This is a genomic window from Mesorhizobium sp. M1365 (assembly GCF_040317865.1).
Classification (GTDB): domain Bacteria; phylum Pseudomonadota; class Alphaproteobacteria; order Rhizobiales; family Rhizobiaceae; genus Mesorhizobium.
This window is the reverse complement of sequence record NZ_JAMYLG010000011.1, coordinates 79,181-94,917: the sequence shown is the minus strand read 5'-3', so window position 1 is coordinate 94,917 and position 15,737 is coordinate 79,181. Positions and strand designations below refer to the sequence as shown.

Sequence of the window (15,737 nt, the reverse complement as noted above, 5' to 3'; positions counted from 1 at the left end):
GCCCGCTCCCGGCCACGGCAACGAATCTAGCCGATCAATCTTGCCCTCACCTCGGCGGAAGGGATTTCGCAATTGTCTTTCTTGCCGAACAGGGCGTAGCGGTTCTTTGCGATGCGGCCGTAGAGCCAGTCGCGAAGCGGGCGCGGCAACAGCAGCAGGATCCGCGCCGACCGACACGGCCAGCCGAGTTCGGCCATGACGGCAACGAAACTGTCCAGGCGGGTGAAAGCCGCGCCATCGACGATGACGAGATTGGTCTCGTAGCGATCCGTCCGCAGCCCGTATTTCTTGAACAGCACCTCGCCGAACGGTGACTGCGCCGTTACGAAATGGAAGTGGCCCTTGCGGTCGAGCTTCACCACCATGCGCACAAAGCCCGAGCACAACACGCAGACGCCGTCGAAGACGATCAACGGGCGACTTGCATCGAATTCCGGCGGTTCAGGAGAATGGTTCGGCTTGACGGTCACGTGGCGCCTGACAGCTGGTGTCAGATGAAACTAGGCCTGCCGGCGGCTGGATCAAAGCCCGGAATGTCAGGGCCTTGGCGTTGTCGCACGCCGTCTGTCGGTCAGCGCAGGGCGCTCGGCGCGATAGGTCGTTGACCGGTTGTCGGCGTCGGGCCGGCAGATCCGGCTGTCGTGACGGCTTTCCGTGGTCATCATCAGTGCACGCTGATCCCAAGCGTGTTGCCACGGCGCGCGCAGGCGGGGCCTGGGCCGCGCATATAATAGCGCTCAGGCCGATAGGTCGGAGCGACGAATTCGCGGATGGCGGCGGCATAGCCGGCGATTTGATTCCAGAAGCTCATTTTACTCGGTCCCTGTCCCGCTTCGGATGTCCCTTCCGAATTGCGGGGATCATAGCGTCCAGGCGTGAATAGTCGGTGAACGCGATGTTAATCTCTGGTCGAAAATGCCTTTGTTCATGGCTGGAATGCGGCTGATTCGCGGTGTTTCCATGCAGTCCGTCGGCATTTCGTCCAGTGTGACTTTTGCATCACATATGTTTCGCCTGAATGTCGCAGAGGCGCGGTTTTGTTTCAGGTTTTGCCGGACCGCGAAATTTCCGTGCACGCGGCCGGAAAACCAGGAACCGGCCCGTCAGCCGCACGTTGATTTCCCAGTGCCGGGACGAACCGGCTCCGCAGGCTGTGGTGCTCGGGTGGGCCGCAGCCAAAAAATCCGAAACCGCAAGAGCAATGGAAAGGCAAAGGCCATGGGTTTCTTTTCGAAGGATATCAAAACCCTCGACGACCTCTTCGTGCACACGCTGCGCGACATCTATTACGCTGAAAAACAGATCGAGAAATCGCTGCCGAAGATGATCGACAAGGCGAGTGATCCGCAGCTGAAAGCCGGCTTTGAGAAACATCTCGCTCAGACCAAGGGTCATATCCAGCGTGTCGAGCAGGTGTTCGAACTGCACGGCGTGAAGGCCAAGCAGGTCGACTGCCCAGCCATCGACGGCATTCTCGAAGAAGCCGACGACGTCAGCGGCGACATCGCCGACAAGGAGGTCCTCGACGCTGCGCTGATCGCCTCCGCCCAGGCGGTCGAGCATTATGAGATGACCCGTTACGGCACCCTGATTGCTTGGGCCAAGCAACTGGGCCGCAGCGACTGCGCCAATGTGTTGGCCAACAACCTCAAGGAGGAGCAGGCAACCGACCGCAAGCTTACCGAGATAGCGGAAAGCAAGGTCAACCTGCAAGCCGCCGAGTAGCGCAGTGAGCGAGAACAAGGCAAGGCTGGGTTGAAAGCCCGGACTTGCCTTTTGCGCCGCCGGAACCGGAACGGACTTTGCCCGTTCTCGGTTGAACATTGTCGTGCAGGGAGTTTGTCATGGCGCCGCGCCCGGCCTGGAGAGGGTATCTCAAGCTTTCGCTGGTCACTTGCGCCGTCGAACTGACCAATGTCGTCACCCAGGCGGAGAAAGTCTCATTCCGCGTGCTCAACCGCAAGACCGGCAATACCGTCAAGCGCGTCTATGTCGATTCGGCAAGCGGCAAGCCGCTCGATGAAGGCGACGAGATCAAGGGCTACGAAATCGGCGACGGCGACTTCGTCCAAATCGAGGAGGAGGAGATCGAAGCCGTGCAGATCGAATCCTCGCACACGATGAGCCTCGATGGTTTCATCGAAAAATCCTCGATCCAACAGATCTATCTCGACGCGCCCTATTATGTGACGCCTGCGGACGAGGTCTCGGAAGAGGCCTTCGCCGTCATCCGCGACGCCATGGCCGCCAAGAAGACGGCGGGGCTAGCCCGCATTGTGCTCTATCGCCGCGAACGTCCGGTGGTCATCGAGCCGTTGGGCAAGGGTCTGCTGCTGACGACCTTGCGCTATGGCGATACGGTTCGCAGGCCCGAGATAGTGTTCGGCGACATCAAGACGGTGAAGACCGACGCCGAGATGATCAGGCTGGCCGAACACATCGTCGATGAGAAACAGGCGGCGTTCGATCCTTCCGAATTCGAGGACAAATACGAAAATGCCCTGATCGAGCTGGTCCGCGCCAAGAAGGCCGGCAAGAAGGCACCGAAGGCCAAGGCGGAACCACGGCCCTCCAACGTCGTCAACCTCTTCGATGCGCTGAAGAAGAGCCTTTCGTCGGAAGCCGGTGCGCCGGCAAAGACCGGACGCCCGGGAAAAGGCGCCAAGTCCAAAGCCGCCCGGCGCAAATCTGCTTAGGATCCGCCCATGGCCAGCCTCGAGCAGTATCACGCCAAGCGCAATTTCAAGAAGACGGCCGAACCAGCCGGCAAGGTTTCGCGCGGCAAGAAAGCCGTGGCGGGTGGCATCTTCGTCATCCACAAGCATGCCGCCACCAGGCTCCACTACGACCTTCGTCTCGAGCATGGTGGCGTGCTGTGGAGCTGGGCCGTGACGCGAGGCCCGAGCCTCGACCCGCACGAAAAGCGGCTCGCCGTGCACGTCGAGGACCACCCGATCGACTATGCGCCGTTTGAAGGCACTATCCCGAAGGACCAATATGGCGGCGGCTCGGTCATTGTCTGGGACGAGGGAACTTGGGTCCCCGATGGCGAACCGGCAAGGGCGATGAAGAAAGGCCATATCAGTTTCGAACTGTATGGCCGCAAATTGCATGGCGCCTGGCATCTGGTGCGGCTGAAGCCGCGTCCGGGCGAAAAGCGTGACAACTGGTTGCTGATCAAATCCGACGATGCCGCCGCGCGTCCGGGCGAGGACATTTTGCAGGAGGCGCCGCAATCGGTGAAATCCGGCCTGACCATCGAAGAGGTCGGCGAAGGCAAGACCGCCGACGGCAAGAAGCCAAGCGTCTGGCAGTCCGACAGGCCGGCCGCCAGCAAAGCGAAGGCCGTCGCGGCAAGGCGGCTGGAATTCATCGAACCGGCGCTCGCAACGCTGGAGCGGGACGCCCCGCCCGGCAAGGACTGGCTACATGAGGTGAAGTTCGACGGCTATCGCATGCAGGCGCAGCTTGCCGGCACCGAGGTGCGGCTTTTGACACGCGCCGGCCTCGACTGGACCGACAAATTCGGTGGCGCAATTGTCGCGGCACTTGGCGGCCTGAAATGCACCGATGCTATCATCGACGGCGAAATCGTCGTGCTGGCGCATAATGGCGTGTCATCATTCTCGCTGCTGCAGCAAGATCTGTCGGCGGGCCGTACGGATCGTTTCATCTACTACGTTTTCGACCTGTTGCGTCTCAACGGTGAGGATATCCGTTCAGAGCCGCTGGTCGAGCGCAAGGAAAGACTGCGCACTTTGCTCGCCGGACAGGCCGAGGATCAGGCCGTGCGCTTCAGCGACCACTTTGCCGAGCCCGGCAAGATCATGCTGGAGCATGCTTGCCGGCTGGGGCTCGAAGGCGTCGTCTCCAAGCGCGCCGATGCGCCCTACCGCAGCGGCCGTGTCCCGTCCTGGGTGAAGTCGAAATGTACGGCGCGCCAGGAATTCGTCATCGGCGGCTACATGCCGTCGGACAAGACCGGGCGGGGCCTGCGCTCGCTGCTGGTCGGCTATCACGAGGGCGGCAAGCTGCGCTATGCCGGCCGCGTCGGCACCGGCTTCACGGCCAAAAGCACCAACGAGCTGAAGAGGAGGCTTGATGCGCTGAAGACGACAACCTCGCCCTTCGACAGGGCGGTGCCAACAAGGGGCAAGGGGCTGGTCTGGGTCAAGCCCGAACTTGTTGGCGAAGTGGAGTTTCGCAGTTGGACGTCGGACCGTATAATACGCCACGCGTCGTTCCAGGGATTGCGCGAGGACAAGCCGGCGGAGGAAGTCGTGCAGGAGAAACCGAAAGCACGCTCAGCTCCGGCAGAGTCGAAGCCAAAGCCCGACAAACCCGCGGCCACGGCGAAAACCTCGGTTACGCTGTCCCGCCCCGACAAGCTTCTGTGGCCGCAGGAGAACGTATCGAAGCAGGATCTGGTCGATCACTACGCGCTGGTCTGGCCGCGCATGAAGCAATTCGTCATCAACCGGCCGCTCAGCCTCGTGCGGGCGCCGGACGGTGTTGGCGGCCAACGGTTCTTCCAGAAGCATGCCTCGGCCGGCATGCACGACAAGATCGCCGTGGTGAAGGACCCCACCGACGGCGAGGAGATATTGTTCATCCGCGATTTCGACGGTGTCGTGGCCCTCGTTCAACTCGGCGTCGTCGAGATCCACATCTGGGGCTCGACCACGGACGAGCTGGAAAAACCAGACCAGATCATCTTCGATCTCGATCCCGACGAGGGTGTCGACGTGAAGGCGGTGCGTGCCGCGGCGCTCGATATCCGCAGCCGGCTCGACGAACTGTCCCTGCCTAATTTCGTCAAGACCTCGGGCGGCAAGGGCTATCATGTCCTCGTCCCGCTGAAGCCGTCGGCGGACTGGGACGAGGTCAAAGGCTTCGCCCATGAGTTCGCCCGAGCGCTCGAGCAAGCCGCACCCGACCGCTACACGGCGACGCTGTCTAAGAAGGCGCGCACCGGCAGGATATTCGTCGATTATCTGCGCAATGGCCGTGGCGCGACCACGGTCGCGCCCTATTCGTCGCGCGCCAAAAAAGGCGCCACGGTATCAATGCCGGTGACCTGGGCGGAAATCGAGGCCGGATTGCCGCCGAACGCCTTTCCGATCGGCGACAAGACGACGCTGAAGCGGCTTGGGCAAGCCGATCCCTGGGAGGATTTTTTCAAGCAGGCCAAGCCGCTCAAGCGCGGCTAGAGCAATTCCAGGAAAAGTGTGGAACGGTTTTCCGTCTGGGATTGCGTCAAAACAAAAAAGATAGAGCGGTTCGGTGTTTCCGTGAAACGACGAGCCGTTCTAGTGCGTCGAAGCGAGCCGTCAGGCGAGAAACGTCTTCTCGAACGCCTGCTTGCCTGTCGGCGAGAAAATCACCGCACGGCTGTCCTTCTCGCGCCGCGCCCATTTCTCGGCGAGGATCTTGTCGAGAATGGCGGCGCCCAGCGTGCCGGCGAGGTGCGAACGCCGCACGCTCCAGTCGAGGCAGGCCCGGCACACCGGTCGCCGCGCCTTGCCCTCGACATCGATGCCGATCGCGGCGAAATGCGAGGCGGCCGACGGCCCAAGCTGAATCTCCTCATCATCTCGCAGGAGCACTTGTCGAGCGACGAGACGGTCCAGCATCGCCACCGCCTGCTCGCCGGCGAGGTGGTCGTAGCAGACCCGCGCCACGCGCATGGCCGCGTCGCGTGGGCCAGGCCGCACTCGTTGCGGCCCGGCCGCAGCGGCAACACCTGTGATCGCCTCGATCATGCCTGCTACCTGCGGGCCGGCGAGGCCGTAGTAGCGATGCCGTCCCTGGCTTGCCAGCGTCAGCAGCCCGCCTTCCATCAGCTTCGACAGATGGGAGCTCGCTGTCGGAAGCGACACCCCGGCCTCGAGTGCCAGTTCACTCGCCGTCAGTGCCGTGCCGCCCATCAGTGCGGACAGCATGTTTGCCCGCGCTGGATCGCCCACCAGGCTGGCAATGCGGGCTATGTCAGGTCCTTCGCGCATGGTTCGTTCCTCATCGAAGCATCCTCGTCAGGAAAGCATTAGTCTCGATGCAAATCAAGGAGACAACGATGCCTGCAAGGACCATTCACGGCGCCGCGCCTGCTCGCCGGCCGTTCCCGTTCATTGTCTTGCGGCGCTTGCGGCTGCGGCTCCTGAAGTGGTGGTACGACCGTCATCTGCAGCGTCTCGACCTCGCCGAGATCGACGATCATCTGCTGCGGGACCTTGGCCCGACACCTGAAGACGTCCGCCGCGAATGCGCGAAATCGTTCTGGCAGGCATGATCAGCGAAGGATTTGCCTAGCATATCGATCTTCGGAACGTTTCGATCCGGCTCGAACTGTGACCGCAAGAAAACATCCACCGCCAAGGAGGCGAAAATGACCATCACCTGCTTCATCCGCTACGAGATCGATCCGTTCGGCAAGGCGGCGTTCGAGGAATATGCACGCAATTGGGGGCAGGCGATCCCGCGTTGCGGCGCCGATCTGATCGGCTATTTCGCGCCGCACGAAGGCTCGGCCACCAGGGCTTATGCCGCCTACAACATCGACAGTCTTGCGGCCTACGAAGCCTACCGCGCCCGGCTCGCCGCCGATCCCGCCGGTAAGGCGAATTACGAGTTCGCCCGGCGGGAAAAATTCATCCTGAAGGAGGACCGCACCTTCCTCAAGCTGGCCTCCGGGCCACATGCTCCGTTGGTGAAACCATGATCGCCGTCATCTTCGAGGTCGAGCCGGCGGCGGGCATGCGCGATGCCTATCTCGGCATCGCCGCCGATCTGCGCCCACTGCTCGACGGCATCGACGGCTTCCTGTCGATCGAGCGCTTCCAGAGCCTTGCCGATCCGAACCGCATCCTGTCGCTGTCCTTCTGGCGCGACGAGGATGCGGTGAAGGCCTGGCGCAACACGCAGGAACATCGGCAGGCGCAGAAGGCCGGGCGCGGCGGTATCTTTGCGGACTATCGTTTGCGTATCGCTCATGTCGTGCGCGATTACGGCCTGACCGAACGCGCCGAGGCGCCTCAGGACAGCCAGGCGGTGAATGGTTAAGCATTCCCGATCAGCACCCCTGCCGCAAACACCAGCGCGCCACCCAGCACCACCTGGAAGGCGGCGCGCCAGAATGGGGTCTGCATGTAGCGGTTCTGCACGAAGGCGATCGCCCACAGCTCGAAGAAAACCACCACGGCGGCGACAATGGTCGCCGTCCAAAAAAGCGGGATGAGATAGGGCAGCGCATGGCCGAGCCCGCCCAGCGTCGTCATGACGCCGACGGTCAGCCCGCGTTTTGCCGGCGAGCCGCGGCCAGATAATTTGCCGTCGTCGGAAGCCACCTCGGTGAAACCCATCGAGATGCCAGCGCCGATCGAGGCGGCAAGCCCGACCAGAAAGGTCTGGAACGTATCATGCGTGGCAAAGGCGGCGGCAAAGATCGGCGCCAGCGTCGACACCGAGCCATCCATCAGCCCGGCCAGCCCCGGTTGCACATAGGTCAGGATGAACTGGCGCTGCTCGGCCGCCGCCTCTTCGTCCTTGACCGCGCCCGGCACATGCTTTTGCTCCAGCCGCTGCGCCAGTGTCTCGTGGCCCTGTTCTGCGATCGCCAGGTCGTCGAGCAGCTTTCGCGTCGACGCATCGCCTGTGCGTTTGGCCGCCTCGATATAGAACAGGTAGGCTTGGCGCTCCATGGCCTCGGCCTGGCTGCGCACATGATCGATGCCGAGCGGCCTCACCAGCCAGTCCGGCTTGCGCTCGTAATAGCCCTTCACATGTTCGCGCCGGATCAGCGGTATGCGCTCGCCGAAGCGCTTGCGGTAAAGCTCGATCAGCGAATCGCGATGGCCGTCCTCCTCCTCCGCCATCTCCTCGAACACCTTGGCCGATTGCGGAAAGCTCTCCGCCAGCCCGTCGGCATAGGCGCGATAGATGCGCCCGTCATCCTCCTCGGAGGAGATGGCGAGCGCCAGGATCTCCTGTTCCGAGAGCGATTCAAAGGGACGGCGGCCGAAGCCGAAAACGCGGGAAAGCATGAGAAATTCACCCTAGTTTAGAACGGTTCTAAACTAGAGCTTCGCACATCCTCGGTCAATCGTGCCCGCTCCACTCATGCTCAAAGGTACAGGCTTCAAAATCCCGAACACATTGCCGTTGCTATCGGCAAACGTTCACCTATATAACCGAATCTCAACCAAGAGAAAGGAACCCGCAGATGCTGGAAAAACAGCAGCCGTTTGACCCCAAGCCGGTTCTCGACCTGATCGCTAACATCGAGGCGGACTTGCAGCGCCTGAAAGGGCTGGTCGAGCAGCAGGTCGAAAAATTTGATCCCGCCAATCCGCATAACAAGGCTCCCGACGGCAAGTTGACCGAGGAGGGCGTCGAGTGCTGCTATCGCCTGTTCGACGAAGGCAAGTCGCGCTATTCGGTCGCTCAGCAGATGAAGATCTCCTTCGCCGCTGCCACCCATCGCTTCAACACCTGGCGCAAGATCGGCGGCCCCAAACGGCAAAAGACGCTGTTGGGGTGAGGGGCGGCCGGCAAATGCCGGTAAATCGGCAGCGATTTGTCGAAATGACGAATGCATGGCGGAGGGCGGAGGAGAGGTGGGTGACAGTCACGCCCACTCCTGCCTCCAAGTCGAATTGTAACGGTCACATTTTTTCATTGGTGCGCGGCTTCCCTTTCCGTGCACCATAGGCCGTCTCATCTCTTGCAGGACCCAGCCATGATCACCCCTCCCGGCATCGCCGATATTCACAGTGCAGCAGCGCGATTGTCCGGACTGATCGTCGAAACGCCGCTGATCGAATCGCCGGAGTTGAACAATCGCTTCGGCGCCAGGATCCTGTTCAAGCCGGAGACGTTGCAGCGCACCGGCTCGTTCAAGTTCCGCGGTGCATACAACAAGCTCTCCTCGCTCTCGGCGGAAGAACGCGCCCGCGGCGTCGTCGCCTTCTCGTCGGGTAATCACGCGCAAGGCGTTGCCGCCGCAGCGGCGATGTTCGGCGTCAAGGCCGTCATCGCCATGCCCGCCGATGCGCCGGCGATGAAAGTCGGCAATGTCAGGAAGATGGGCGCGGAAGTGATCACCTTCGACCGGGTCCGCGACGATCGCACTGCCGTCGTCCGTTCTTACGTGGAAAAGGGCATGGTCCTGGTGCCGCCCTACGACGATCCGGCCATCATCGCCGGCCAGGGCACGATCGGCCTCGAATTGATGCGCCAAGCAAGAGCGCTTGGCGTCAGCCTCGATGCGGTAGTGGTTCCCTGCGGCGGCGGCGGGTTGAGCAGCGGCATTTCGATCGCGGTCAAGGATGCCCCGCCGGGCACCGCCGTCTGGGCCGTGGAACCTGAGCATTTCGACGACACACGCCGCTCGCTGATCAAAGGCGCCAGGGTGTCGAACGCGCCCGGCCACACCTCGATCTGCGATGCCCTTCTCGTCGCCGAGCCGGGCGCCATCACTTTCGAGATTAACCGCAAGAATCTCGCGGGCGCCATCGCCGTTTCCGACAAGGCGGTGGCACAGGCGATGCGCGATGCGATGGCTTGTCTGAAGCTGGTGGTCGAACCCGGCGGTTGCGTCGGCTTGGCCGCGCTGTCGTCAGGCGAGATCGACCTTGCCGGGAAATGCATTGCCGTGGTGCTCTCCGGCGGCAATGTCGATCTCAGCACCTATGCCGAGATCATTGCTGCCAGCTAAGATAGCAACCAATTCCAGGTCATGTGCCGGTTCGAGGCGCTCGAGCCTCCGTTGCGCCCAGCCGAACCGGTACCCTTCAAAGACTGAGATCAATGAAACTGTTCTTCAGCCGCAATCCCAATCCTCGCCTCGCGGTCGCGGTGGCACGGTATCTCAACGCCAAGGTCGAGTTTGAATTCGCCTCTCCCTTCGCTCCGGGCCAGGCCGAGCGATTTCGGCCGCTCAATCCAAATCTTTCATTGCCCATCCTTATAGGTTCGGGAAAAAGCCTATGGGAGGCCGACGCCATAGCCTGTCGGCTTTCGCGCGATATGCATTCGGATTTCTGGCGCGCTGGCGACGACGAGCCCGAGATGATCCGATGGCTGAGTTGGGGGAAAGAGAACTTCGCAAGAGCCTGCGATGTCGTGCATTTCGAACGCGGGACCAAACAGCGCTATGGGCTCGGCCCGATCGATCAGGCGCGGGTTGAGGAGGGCCTGAGCGACTTCCGCACGGCCGCTGCCATACTTGATGCCGAGCTTTCTGAGCGAGAATGGCTGGTCGGCGCTTCGGTTTCCTATGCCGACTTTCGAATGGCGACGTTTCTGCCCTTCAACGATGTCGCCCGATTGCCGCTCGATGACTATCCCTCTGTCAGTCGCTGGTATCTTGAACTCGAAGAAATCGACGCCTGGCGCGATCCCTTCGAAGGGCTCAATGCGCCTGAATTGACACCGGTCCCGGGCTAGGCCAAGTCCGTGTAAATCTCGATCATTTGCACAAGCGGATCGAGTTCGACCCTAATCCAGCGTCCGGCGGAACCGCACCAGCGCAATACCGGCGAACAGCGCCACGAACACCACCAGCCAGCCGATTTCCGTTGCCAGCGCCGGCAGCTCGGCGCCCTTCAGCATCACCGCGCGGATGATGCGCAGGAAATGCGTCAGCGGCAGCACCTCGCCGAAAATCTGCGCCCAGTCCGGCATGCCGCGATAGGGAAACATGAAGCCGGACAGCATGATCGACGGCAAGAAGAAGAAGAAAGTGAGCTGCAGGGCCTGCATTTGCGTGCGGGCGATCGTCGAGATCGTGTAGCCGAGCAGCACCAGCGCCAAGACGAAGATAAGGACCGCCGTCAACAGCAGCGACATCGACCCGGTGAAGGGGATGGCAAACAGAAGCTTCGAGGCTGCCAGCACCACCAGCACCTGCACGGCGCCGACCGCCAGATAGGGCAGCACCTTGCCCAGCATTATCTCGAGCGGGCTGGACGGCATCGCCAGAAGGTTCTCCATCGTGCCGCGCTCGGTCTCGCGCGTCAGCGCGATCGAGGTCATCATCACCATCGTCATCTGCAGGATGACGCCGAGCAGGCCGGGCACGATGTTGTATTGTGAGACGGCTTCCGGATTGTAGCGCCGGTGCACCACCACCTGGAGCTGGCCCCGGGCAGCTTCGGCCGCCGTCTCCTGCATACCGCGTGCCCTGAGCAGCGCCTGATTGGCGACGGTGCCGAGCGTCGAGATGGCGCCGCTGGCGACGGCCGGGTCGGTCGCATCCGCCTCGATCAGGATCTGCGGGCTGTCGCCGCGCTCGACCCGTCGGGCAAAATCGGCGGGAATGGTGACGACGAAGGCGACGTCGCCGCGCGCCATCAGGAATTCGGCTTCGGCGGCACTTTGCGCAACATGGTCGAAGCGGTAATAGCCGGTGGTCTGCAGCGCCGAAACCATGGCCCGCGTGTAAGGATCGCTGCTCATCGTCACCAGCGCTGCCGGCAGGCTCTTCGGATCGTTGTTGATGGCATAGCCGAACAGGACCAGCTGCATCAGCGGTACGCCGAGCATCATGGCGAAGGTGATGCGGTCGCGCCGCATCTGGATGAACTCCTTGATCAGCAGCGCGCCTAGCCTGGCGAACGAAAAGATGCTGTCTATCCCATTTTTCATCCCATGTTGTCCTTCGAACCGGACATGAACTGGATGAACACATCTTCCAGGCTGGTCTCGCCGGGCGATACCGTGACGCCCTTGTTTTCCTTCTCGACATCGGCGAGGGCTGCCTGAAGTGCCGTCCTGTCGGAGCCGACGACATGCAGCGTCGCGCCGAACGGCGCCACCTGGTCGACGCCGGGGCGGCCATGAAGTGCGGCAGCGACCTGATCGAGCCGCGGCCCTTGCAGGACGAAGGTGGTCAGCCCGGCATTCCTCACCACGTCCTCGACCGTGCCGGTGGCCAGCATCTTGCCGTAGGAGATGTAGCTGATGCGGTGGCAGCGCTCGGCTTCGTCCATGTAGTGGGTAGAGACCAGCACGGTCAGGCCGCCGCTCGCCAGCCGGTGGATCTCGTCCCAGAATTCGCGTCGCGCTTTCGGGTCGACGCCCGCCGTCGGTTCATCGAGCAGCAGCAGTTTCGGCTTGTGCATGATGCAGGCGGCCAGCGCCAGCCGCTGCTTCCAGCCGCCGGACAGGGTGCCGGCCAACTGGTTCCTGCGCGATGTCAGGCCGAGCTCCTCAAGCGTCTTAGCAACGTGCTCGTCGAGCGGCTTCAGCCGGTAGAGCCGTGCCACGAATTCGAGATTCTCGCCGATCGTGAGATCTTCGTAGAACGAGAATCTCTGCGTCATGTAGCCGACTTCGCGTTTGATCCGCAGGCTGTCGGTGCGGATGTCGAAGCCCAGAACGGTGCCTTCGCCCTCATCCGGCGTCAGCAAGCCGCACATGATGCGGATGGTCGTCGTCTTGCCCGAGCCGTTCGGTCCGAGGAAGCCGACGATCTCGCCCTCGGCCACAGCCATAGTCACATGATCGACGACGGTCTTGTCGCCGAAGCGCTTGACCAGGCCGTGCACGTCGATGACGTTCATTTTCCGATGTCCGCCAGATCGACGTCGACGATCTGCCCGGGCTGCAATGCGCTGGCGTCGCCCTCAGGCCGCGCTTCGACCAGATAGACCAGCTTTTGCCGGGTCTCGAGCGAGTAGATCACCGGCGGCGTGAATTCCGGATCCGGCGACACGTAGCTGACGCGAGCCTTCACGCCCGATCCGCAGCCGTCGCAACGGACGTTGAGCAGCGTGCCGACGTCGACCGAGGAGAACGCGCTTTCCGGCACATAGACGCTGAGCTTCACCGCGCCATCCGGCAGCATGGAGATGACCGGCGCGGTCGGCCCGGCCGTGTCGCCAGGATAGCGGATGACATCGTTGACGCGGCCGGGCGAGGGCGCCGTCAGCACGCGCTTCGACAGCCGCCATTGCGCTTGCTCCAGCGCCGACTGCGCCTGCCTGACCTGATTGTCGGCGGCCTTGATCGTCTCCGGCCGTGCCGGCAGGCCGCCGACGGCGAGATTGGCCTCCGCCTGGCCGACCTGCGCGTTGGCCGTCTCCAGCGTCGCGGAAGCCGTGTCGTAGTCGGCCTGTGTGCCGGTGCCGCGTTTGAACAGATCGCTGGCGCGGATGTAACGGCGTTTGGCGTCGGCGGCTTGCGCCTTGGCCATGTCGAGCTGCGCCTTGAGCACCGCAATCTCTTCAGGCCGCTTGCCGACCTGCAGGTCGGCAAGTTGCGCCTGGGCCTGCGCAAGGGCCGCCTCGGCTTGTGCGATGGCGATCTTGGCGTCGGCGTTTTCCAGCGTCACCACCGGCGTGCCGGGCGCGACGCGGTCGCCGCGCTTGACCGCAATCGTCTCGACCTGCGCCACCTCGATCGGCGCGAGCAGGACGTAGTCGCCCTCGACGTAGCCGACGGCGAGCGGTGCTGCCGGCGCGCAGGCGCTGAAAAGCTGGGCGGCAAGCGGCAAAGAACAGAGCAGGCTCATGATCCACGATCCTTTCGGGCAGCCAAATCGCGGCGAGCCAAAATCGCGCTGAGATTATCCGTCACCACCGCCGCGATCTTTCCGGCCTCGTCATTGCCGATCTCGCGCCAGCCCATGCGGCGCATAACCGCCTCGCGGCCGATGCGGAAATAGACGACCTGGCCAATTAGCGTGAACACGGTGAGTTTTGTGCGCTCGCTCTCGGCCGGCTCGCCCGTCGCCTGTTCCCAGATCAGGCAGAGCCGGTTATGCGCCGGTTCGAACACGCCGTCATAGATACGGTCGAGCGCCGCGGTAGGATGCGACAGCTCGCGCAGGACGAACTGTACAATCTCGCCGGCTTCCGGCCTTGCCGCGATGAAGGCGACCATCCGCTCCAGTGCGACGGCTAAATGTGCCCGCGCGGCCTCGGTGTCGGCCAATGCCGCGACCGGCGCCTGCAGATTGCCGATCGCCTGGCCGGCAACGGTCTGGATGGTGTCGACGATGTAGTCGGCCGCCGCGTTGCGGAGCCCTTCCTTGCCGCCGAAATGATAGGCGATCGAGCCGATATTGGCCTTGGCCTCCGCCGCGATCTGGCGCGTCGAGGTGCCGTCGAAACCTTGCCGTCCGAACAGTTTCAACGCCGCGCGGACAAGTGCCGCCCGCGTCATATCGGCGGCGGTCTTGGGCGCCTCATGAGGAAGGCCGCTGGCGCTGGGCGATTTGATCATGGGCCAACAATTTAATCAATCGAATGATTAAAGTCAAGTGCGGTCAAGCGGCTTGCCAACTCTGGCCGTGCGCGCTTTAGTGCCTGGCCATGGGCAAGGAAATCGAGCGTAAATTCCTGGTCTCAGGTGAGGAATGGCGGGCAATGGTCGAGGCGGACATTCATATCCGTCAATTCTATCTTGTCGCCGAACCCAGCCGTACGGTTCGTGTTCGCATCAGCAACGATGCGGCCGCCAAGCTGACGCTCAAGTTCGGCAGCCAGGCACGCGAGCGCGATGAATTCGAATATCCGGTACCTTTGGCGGAGGCGCAAGAGATGCAGGCTTTTGCCATCGGACATGTCATCGAGAAGACACGCCACCATGTTAAACATCGCGGCTATCGCTACGAAGTCGATGTCTTCGGCGGGACGCTTGCGGGGTTGGTGATCGCCGAGCTCGAGACGCCGGATGATATACAGGACGAAATGCTGCCAGATTGGCTCGGCCGTGAAGTCACCGGCGAGCCGAGATTTTACAACGCGTCGCTCGCCCTTGGGGGGATTCCGGAGATCGTCGCATGAGCTTTCGTATCGATCCGCGCATGTCGCTGACCGGAGAGGTCAGGCGCATCCTCGCCGAGGAGATCGGCAAGGTGATCGACCATCTGAACGCGGCGCGTGACAGGCCCGAACCGGGGCTGCACAAATGCCGCAAACGGCTGAAGAACGTCCGCGCCTTGCTGCGCCTTGTCCGTTCCGGTGACGAAACATTCTGCGTGACGGAGAATCAGTGCTACCGCCAGGTGGCGGCCCTGCTTGCCGGCCCGCGCGAGGCGACCGCGCTGGTCGAAACAATCGACCGGCTGGCGGCAAGCTTTCCCGAGCAAAGTGCCGGCGATGGCCTCGGTGCGGTGCGTGACAGGCTCGTCGCGCGCCAGCATGAACTGCATGGCGGAGCAGGCCTCGATGCTGCGATAGGCGCGGCGATTTCCGCTTGCGAGGAAGGTGTCGCCCGGATCGACAAGCTCGCTCTGCCCGACAAGCCGGAGCAGGCTGCCGACGTGCTCGCCGAAGGCGCGCGCACCACTTTGCGCCGTGCCAGGAAAGCGCTGGACAGGGCGGCTTCGCGCGGCGAAGCCGATGACTTTCACGACCTGCGCAAGGCGGCCAAGACGCATGGCATGCACCTGTCGCTGCTCGGCCGGCTGTGGCCGACGCCGATCAAAACGCGGCGCAGGGCCGTCGACGAATTGGGCGAGCGGCTCGGCGAGCTGCACGATGTGTTCGTCATGCGCGCGCTTCTCGATGCCGAGGACCAGCCACTCGGTCCTGCTGAAGAGACGCGGTTGCTTGCCAAGCTGCTGAAGCGTTCGGAAAAGAGCCTGAAAAAGACCTGTCTCGCCGAGGCGGCCGAGCTTTTCGGCGACAGCCCGAAGCGCTCGACGAGGAAGTTCGCCCGTAAGGCGCGCGAAGATCTCACAGTTGCGCACGAAGACGCCGGCACGCCTGGCGTGGGCTGATCATGGTCTAACT

Annotated in this window: 19 protein-coding genes; 11 read left to right on the top strand and 8 right to left on the bottom strand. The window is 62.7% G+C overall.

Features of this window, described 5'->3' with window-relative positions:
• Window positions 1-26: 26 nt before the first annotated feature.
• Window positions 27-470 (bottom strand): thiol-disulfide oxidoreductase DCC family protein, encoded by a 444-nt coding sequence (locus NKH04_RS15365; protein ID WP_352473583.1) that lies wholly within the window; start codon window positions 468-470, stop codon window positions 27-29.
• A gap of 194 nt (window positions 471-664) precedes the next feature.
• The gene (locus NKH04_RS15360) at window positions 665-811 is read right to left on the bottom strand and encodes a hypothetical protein (protein WP_023718851.1); all 147 of its coding nucleotides are present in this window, start codon (window positions 809-811) and stop codon (window positions 665-667) included.
• A 407-nt stretch (window positions 812-1,218) separates the two neighbouring features.
• On the opposite strand from NKH04_RS15360, the gene NKH04_RS15355 reads away from it, so the two are divergent.
• The 3 genes from NKH04_RS15355 to ligD all read left to right on the top strand — a co-directional run bounded on the left by NKH04_RS15355 (window position 1,219) and on the right by ligD (window position 5,210).
• Window positions 1,219-1,725 (top strand): YciE/YciF ferroxidase family protein, encoded by a 507-nt coding sequence (locus NKH04_RS15355; RefSeq protein ID WP_352473615.1) that lies wholly within the window; start codon window positions 1,219-1,221, stop codon window positions 1,723-1,725.
• A gap of 119 nt (window positions 1,726-1,844) precedes the next feature.
• Window positions 1,845-2,696: a non-homologous end joining protein Ku gene (ku, locus tag NKH04_RS15350; RefSeq protein WP_352539795.1), complete on the top strand. Its 852-nt coding sequence runs from the start codon at window positions 1,845-1,847 to the stop codon at window positions 2,694-2,696.
• Between the two features lie 9 nt (window positions 2,697-2,705).
• Window positions 2,706-5,210 carry a DNA ligase D gene (ligD, locus tag NKH04_RS15345; RefSeq protein WP_353044504.1) on the top strand — a complete coding sequence of 835 codons (2,505 nt, stop codon included), beginning with the start codon at window positions 2,706-2,708 and terminating at the stop codon, window positions 5,208-5,210.
• 120 nt (window positions 5,211-5,330) lie between these two features.
• On the opposite strand, the gene NKH04_RS15340 is transcribed toward ligD, so the two are convergent.
• Window positions 5,331-6,005: an ArsR/SmtB family transcription factor gene (locus tag NKH04_RS15340; RefSeq protein ID WP_352539797.1), complete on the bottom strand. Its 675-nt coding sequence runs from the start codon at window positions 6,003-6,005 to the stop codon at window positions 5,331-5,333.
• A gap of 68 nt (window positions 6,006-6,073) precedes the next feature.
• Between NKH04_RS15340 and NKH04_RS15335 the strand changes: the two genes are divergently transcribed.
• The 3 genes from NKH04_RS15335 to NKH04_RS15325 all read left to right on the top strand — a co-directional run bounded on the left by NKH04_RS15335 (window position 6,074) and on the right by NKH04_RS15325 (window position 7,059).
• Window positions 6,074-6,289: a DUF1127 domain-containing protein gene (locus tag NKH04_RS15335; protein WP_352771401.1), complete on the top strand. Its 216-nt coding sequence runs from the start codon at window positions 6,074-6,076 to the stop codon at window positions 6,287-6,289.
• A gap of 96 nt (window positions 6,290-6,385) precedes the next feature.
• Window positions 6,386-6,718 (top strand): NIPSNAP family protein, encoded by a 333-nt coding sequence (locus NKH04_RS15330; RefSeq protein WP_352614759.1) that lies wholly within the window; start codon window positions 6,386-6,388, stop codon window positions 6,716-6,718.
• Window positions 6,715-7,059, top strand: a complete 345-nt coding sequence (locus tag NKH04_RS15325; protein WP_352473592.1) for an antibiotic biosynthesis monooxygenase family protein — start codon at window positions 6,715-6,717, stop codon at window positions 7,057-7,059. Before NKH04_RS15330 ends, NKH04_RS15325 begins: the two co-directional genes overlap by 4 nt.
• Here NKH04_RS15325 and mbfA read toward each other — a convergent pair.
• Window positions 7,056-8,039, bottom strand: coding sequence for an iron exporter MbfA (mbfA, locus tag NKH04_RS15320; RefSeq protein WP_352473594.1), 984 nt, complete (start codon window positions 8,037-8,039; stop codon window positions 7,056-7,058). The genes NKH04_RS15325 and mbfA overlap by 4 nt on opposite strands.
• A 179-nt stretch (window positions 8,040-8,218) precedes the next feature.
• On the opposite strand from mbfA, the gene NKH04_RS15315 reads away from it, so the two are divergent.
• The 3 genes from NKH04_RS15315 to NKH04_RS15305 all read left to right on the top strand — a co-directional run bounded on the left by NKH04_RS15315 (window position 8,219) and on the right by NKH04_RS15305 (window position 10,443).
• On the top strand, window positions 8,219-8,536 hold the full coding sequence (locus tag NKH04_RS15315) for a hypothetical protein (protein WP_352451855.1): 318 nt from the start codon (window positions 8,219-8,221) through the stop codon (window positions 8,534-8,536).
• 198 nt (window positions 8,537-8,734) lie between these two features.
• Window positions 8,735-9,712 carry a threonine/serine dehydratase family protein gene (locus NKH04_RS15310; protein ID WP_352614761.1) on the top strand — a complete coding sequence of 326 codons (978 nt, stop codon included), beginning with the start codon at window positions 8,735-8,737 and terminating at the stop codon, window positions 9,710-9,712.
• 92 nt (window positions 9,713-9,804) lie between these two features.
• Window positions 9,805-10,443, top strand: a complete 639-nt coding sequence (locus NKH04_RS15305; RefSeq protein ID WP_352614763.1) for a glutathione S-transferase family protein — start codon at window positions 9,805-9,807, stop codon at window positions 10,441-10,443.
• Between the two features lie 51 nt (window positions 10,444-10,494).
• Here the strand turns inward: NKH04_RS15305 and NKH04_RS15300 are convergent, their stop codons facing one another.
• The 4 genes from NKH04_RS15300 to NKH04_RS15285 are packed head-to-tail and all read right to left on the bottom strand — an operon-like array spanning window position 10,495 to window position 14,223.
• Window positions 10,495-11,631, bottom strand: a complete 1,137-nt coding sequence (locus tag NKH04_RS15300; protein WP_353044514.1) for an ABC transporter permease — start codon at window positions 11,629-11,631, stop codon at window positions 10,495-10,497.
• Window positions 11,632-11,639: 8 nt separating this feature from the next.
• A complete protein-coding gene (locus tag NKH04_RS15295) occupies window positions 11,640-12,560 on the bottom strand; it encodes an ABC transporter ATP-binding protein (RefSeq protein WP_352614765.1) in 921 nt (306 codons plus the stop codon).
• Window positions 12,557-13,510: an HlyD family secretion protein gene (locus NKH04_RS15290; protein ID WP_352473602.1), complete on the bottom strand. Its 954-nt coding sequence runs from the start codon at window positions 13,508-13,510 to the stop codon at window positions 12,557-12,559. The genes NKH04_RS15295 and NKH04_RS15290 overlap by 4 nt, the downstream gene beginning before the upstream one ends.
• A complete protein-coding gene (locus NKH04_RS15285) occupies window positions 13,507-14,223 on the bottom strand; it encodes a CerR family C-terminal domain-containing protein (protein ID WP_352473604.1) in 717 nt (238 codons plus the stop codon). The genes NKH04_RS15290 and NKH04_RS15285 overlap by 4 nt, the downstream gene beginning before the upstream one ends.
• Window positions 14,224-14,312: 89 nt before the next feature.
• On the opposite strand from NKH04_RS15285, the gene NKH04_RS15280 reads away from it, so the two are divergent.
• Window positions 14,313-14,786 (top strand): CYTH domain-containing protein, encoded by a 474-nt coding sequence (locus NKH04_RS15280; protein WP_352614767.1) that lies wholly within the window; start codon window positions 14,313-14,315, stop codon window positions 14,784-14,786.
• Window positions 14,783-15,724: a CHAD domain-containing protein gene (locus tag NKH04_RS15275; protein WP_352771407.1), complete on the top strand. Its 942-nt coding sequence runs from the start codon at window positions 14,783-14,785 to the stop codon at window positions 15,722-15,724. Before NKH04_RS15280 ends, NKH04_RS15275 begins: the two co-directional genes overlap by 4 nt.
• The last annotated feature ends 13 nt before the right edge of the window (window positions 15,725-15,737 follow it).

Excerpts from the sequence above, each read along its gene's own strand:
- NKH04_RS15310 (WP_352614761.1), top strand. The coding sequence starts at position 8,735 with ATGATCACCCCTCCCGGCATCGCCGATATTCACAGTGCAGCAGCGCGA.
- NKH04_RS15275 (WP_352771407.1), top strand. The coding sequence starts at position 14,783 with ATGAGCTTTCGTATCGATCCGCGCATGTCGCTGACCGGAGAGGTCAGG.
- NKH04_RS15325 (WP_352473592.1), top strand. The coding sequence starts at position 6,715 with ATGATCGCCGTCATCTTCGAGGTCGAGCCGGCGGCGGGCATGCGCGAT.
- NKH04_RS15355 (WP_352473615.1), top strand. The coding sequence starts at position 1,219 with ATGGGTTTCTTTTCGAAGGATATCAAAACCCTCGACGACCTCTTCGTG.
- NKH04_RS15335 (WP_352771401.1), top strand. The coding sequence starts at position 6,074 with ATGCCTGCAAGGACCATTCACGGCGCCGCGCCTGCTCGCCGGCCGTTC.
- NKH04_RS15280 (WP_352614767.1), top strand. The coding sequence starts at position 14,313 with ATGGGCAAGGAAATCGAGCGTAAATTCCTGGTCTCAGGTGAGGAATGG.
- NKH04_RS15360 (WP_023718851.1), bottom strand. The coding sequence starts at position 811 with ATGAGCTTCTGGAATCAAATCGCCGGCTATGCCGCCGCCATCCGCGAA.
- NKH04_RS15330 (WP_352614759.1), top strand. The coding sequence starts at position 6,386 with ATGACCATCACCTGCTTCATCCGCTACGAGATCGATCCGTTCGGCAAG.
- ligD (WP_353044504.1), top strand. The coding sequence starts at position 2,706 with ATGGCCAGCCTCGAGCAGTATCACGCCAAGCGCAATTTCAAGAAGACG.
- NKH04_RS15285 (WP_352473604.1), bottom strand. The coding sequence starts at position 14,223 with ATGATCAAATCGCCCAGCGCCAGCGGCCTTCCTCATGAGGCGCCCAAG.
- NKH04_RS15295 (WP_352614765.1), bottom strand. The coding sequence starts at position 12,560 with ATGAACGTCATCGACGTGCACGGCCTGGTCAAGCGCTTCGGCGACAAG.
- NKH04_RS15340 (WP_352539797.1), bottom strand. The coding sequence starts at position 6,005 with ATGCGCGAAGGACCTGACATAGCCCGCATTGCCAGCCTGGTGGGCGAT.
- mbfA (WP_352473594.1), bottom strand. The coding sequence starts at position 8,039 with ATGCTTTCCCGCGTTTTCGGCTTCGGCCGCCGTCCCTTTGAATCGCTC.
- NKH04_RS15290 (WP_352473602.1), bottom strand. The coding sequence starts at position 13,510 with ATGAGCCTGCTCTGTTCTTTGCCGCTTGCCGCCCAGCTTTTCAGCGCC.
- ku (WP_352539795.1), top strand. The coding sequence starts at position 1,845 with ATGGCGCCGCGCCCGGCCTGGAGAGGGTATCTCAAGCTTTCGCTGGTC.
- NKH04_RS15305 (WP_352614763.1), top strand. The coding sequence starts at position 9,805 with ATGAAACTGTTCTTCAGCCGCAATCCCAATCCTCGCCTCGCGGTCGCG.
- NKH04_RS15315 (WP_352451855.1), top strand. The coding sequence starts at position 8,219 with ATGCTGGAAAAACAGCAGCCGTTTGACCCCAAGCCGGTTCTCGACCTG.